The organism is Stenotrophomonas sp. AGC87 (assembly GCF_057333975.1).
Window position 1 is genome coordinate 1 of sequence record NZ_JBHFHW010000038.1, and the last position, 2,785, is coordinate 2,785.

Annotated in this window: 1 protein-coding gene; it reads right to left on the reverse strand. The window is 66.9% G+C overall.

The window, feature by feature from the left end:
• A partial coding sequence (locus tag ACE026_RS14990; protein WP_486039633.1) for an ABC transporter permease subunit occupies nt 1-2,749 on the reverse strand: 2,749 nt, incomplete at its 3' end.
• Nucleotides 2,750-2,785 lie beyond the last annotated feature (36 nt).

Here is a 2,785-nt window from a genome sequence, read left to right on the forward strand (position 1 = left end):
CGGCGATGAAGCCGATCGCTTCGGAGTAGGGGATGGTGTTGGCAAACGACTGGGCAAAACGCGAATAGCCCGGGAACTCGATGATGCGCACCTGCCGATGCTGGTAGGGCGTGAAGTTGGCTTCGTAGTAGGCCAGCGACTTCTGCACCGCTTCGATCATGCGGTCCACGTTGTAGCCATGGCGCGCATCGTAGTACACCTCGATCGGGATGCCCTTGTACGCTGCGCGCTTCACTTCCCAGCGGGCCGACAGGTAGGCATAGAAGTTCAGCATCGGCCGGTCCATGGCGTAGCTGAAGCAGCGCCGGCCGTTGACGGTCGCTTCGTGCTGCAGGTAGCCCGGCGCGAGCGCGATCTGGTCCGGCGCGGTGCAGATCGTGCTGCGGAACGCCAGCCAGTCGGCATCGTCGGTCACGTAGTTGTTCGCGCGTGCGGCCTGGTCCTCCAGCTTGGGCATGCGGCTCGGCTCGCCCAGGCCGCGCTTGCGGCGCTCATTGCGATCGGCGATCTGCACGCCCTGGTCGTAGCCGAAGGAGGGCAGCAGGCCGCTGTTGAAGAAGCTGCCGTTCTCCACCAGGTTGGTCGGCGCCTGATCGGCGGTGATGCCGGTCGGGTGCTGGTTGACGCGGAAGTGGATGCGACGTTCCTCGCCCGGCTGCAGCGGGGCGGTCAGCTGGTAGATGCGGTAGCCCAGCTCGGCGTCATGCATGGCCAGGGTCTGGCCGCCGAGATCGACCGCGGTCAGCTGCTTGTCGTCGTTCATTGCCACGTGGAGCTGCGCGATGGGCGCGGTGTGGGTGTTGCGCACGGTCCAGTACGCATCGATGACCACCGACTGGGTTTCCGGATGCAGGTCGATGCGGTTGTCCACCGCGACGATGCGCGGCTGCGGCAGGTCGCGGTAGCGCGACAGCTCACGTTCGTAGCGGGCCTGCAGGTCCAGCTGCTGGTCCGGCGAGAGGAACTCATTGCGGATGTTGGTGCTCCAGTACAACCAGCCACCCAGGCCGATGAACGCCAGCGTTGCAACAGCCGCGCCAAGCCCTGCCGGCCCCCGCAGACGACGGCCGGCCAGCACCAAGCGCTGGCGCAGACCCGTGCCGACACCACGGACCCAGAACGCCGAGGCAACACACAGCAGGGCCAGCAGGAACAGCGCCCAGTAGCCCTGGAACGCCAGTTGCCCCGGCAGGAAGTGGCCGTAGCCGTTCATGTCCGAGTACGGCGCGATCGGCCAGCTGCCGAAGTTGTAGAGGTTCTGGGTGTAGTCGAGCATGCCCAGCACCGCCTGCCCGATCATCACCACGATCAGCAGGGCGTAGCCGACGAACTTGTTGTTGGTCAGTACCTGCAGGACCAGCGCCAAACCGCCCATCAACAGGTAGACGACCGAGTCCAGTGCCAGCGTTTTGAGGTACACCAGCGGCTCGATCTGGGTGTAGCCCTTGCTCAGCTGAACCCCGATCGCGGCCAGCGCACCGATCGCCTGGAAGCAGGCGATCACCGCCACCAGCGTGGCGAACTTGGCCAGCAGCGGGACCCAGTTGGGAACGGGCATCGCATCGGTGACTTCATTGATCCGTGCCGCGCGTTCTTTCCAGACCAGCTCGCCGGCGAAGAACAGCACGATGATGATCAGCAGCCAGCTGTAGGCGCCCTGCAGGGCGGTCAGCATCTCCGAGGTAACCGGCCAGATCGGCGTGCCATACAGGGTCTGGCGGAACAGCGCGCCGGGCAGGAAGTTGCACAGCCCCAGTACCAGCAGCACCAGGAACGGCACACTGCGCAGCACGCCGCTGGTATCGAAGCGGACCTGGTGAAGGAACTGACCGAATGCGGTGCCGGCGCCGTGACCCGGCACCACGCGGGGCACCACGACCTGGGCCGGACGCAGCGACGGCGTGGTCGCCGCGGCGGCGGCTTTGCGGCCCCAGCGACGACCCGCACTACCGCTGCGCTCGGTGCGGAACAGGGCAAAGGTCGCGGCAAACAGCACCGCCGCCACACCGAGCCACAGCGCACGGTTGGCCAGCAGCTGCCCGGCCACGGCAGGCAACCCCGTGTTGCGCTCGGCCACCGACCAGTAGCGGATGGTCCGTGACAGCGCCCGCAGGCCGAGCGGCTCGCTCAGCACTGCAATCCAGGTGTTATCGATATCGCTGAGCAGTGCCGCGCTGACGCCGTACAGCACGAAGTAGGCGATCACGCCGATGTAGACCCACAGGATCGAGCGCGTGGTGGCCGCCAGCAAGGCCAGCAGGGCCGTGGTGAAGATCAGGTTCGGAATCACGATGACCCCGAATGCCCAGACGTAGCTGTACAGCGAGGCCGGGCCCATGCGGGCCGGATCGACCCAGGGCATGAACGGCCCGAGCGCCAGGCCAAGCGCGATGATCACGTACACCAGCAGCCCGCTGACCAAGGCCGCGCCGATGCGGCCGGCCAGGTAGTCGCGGCGCTTGATCGGGCTGGCGAAGATCAGCTCGGCCGTGCCGAGATCGAAGTCGCGCAGCAGCGCATTGCTGACGAACAACGTGGACACCAGCATGCCGAGCAGGGTGAACACGCCCAGCATCGAGGCGATCACGGTCGGCGCGTTGCTGTGCACGTTGCCGGCGCCGCCGCCGATCTGTATCGCGTCGGACGACGCGGCACCGAAGGCCATCAGGGCGAACAGGCCCGCCAGCAGCCACAGCAGCGGGGAACGGAGCTGCTCGCGCAGCTCGAAGCGGAAGAAGGCAGCGATCATGGCGGGCTCCGGTCAGGCGGCCCGGGGGGGGGGGCG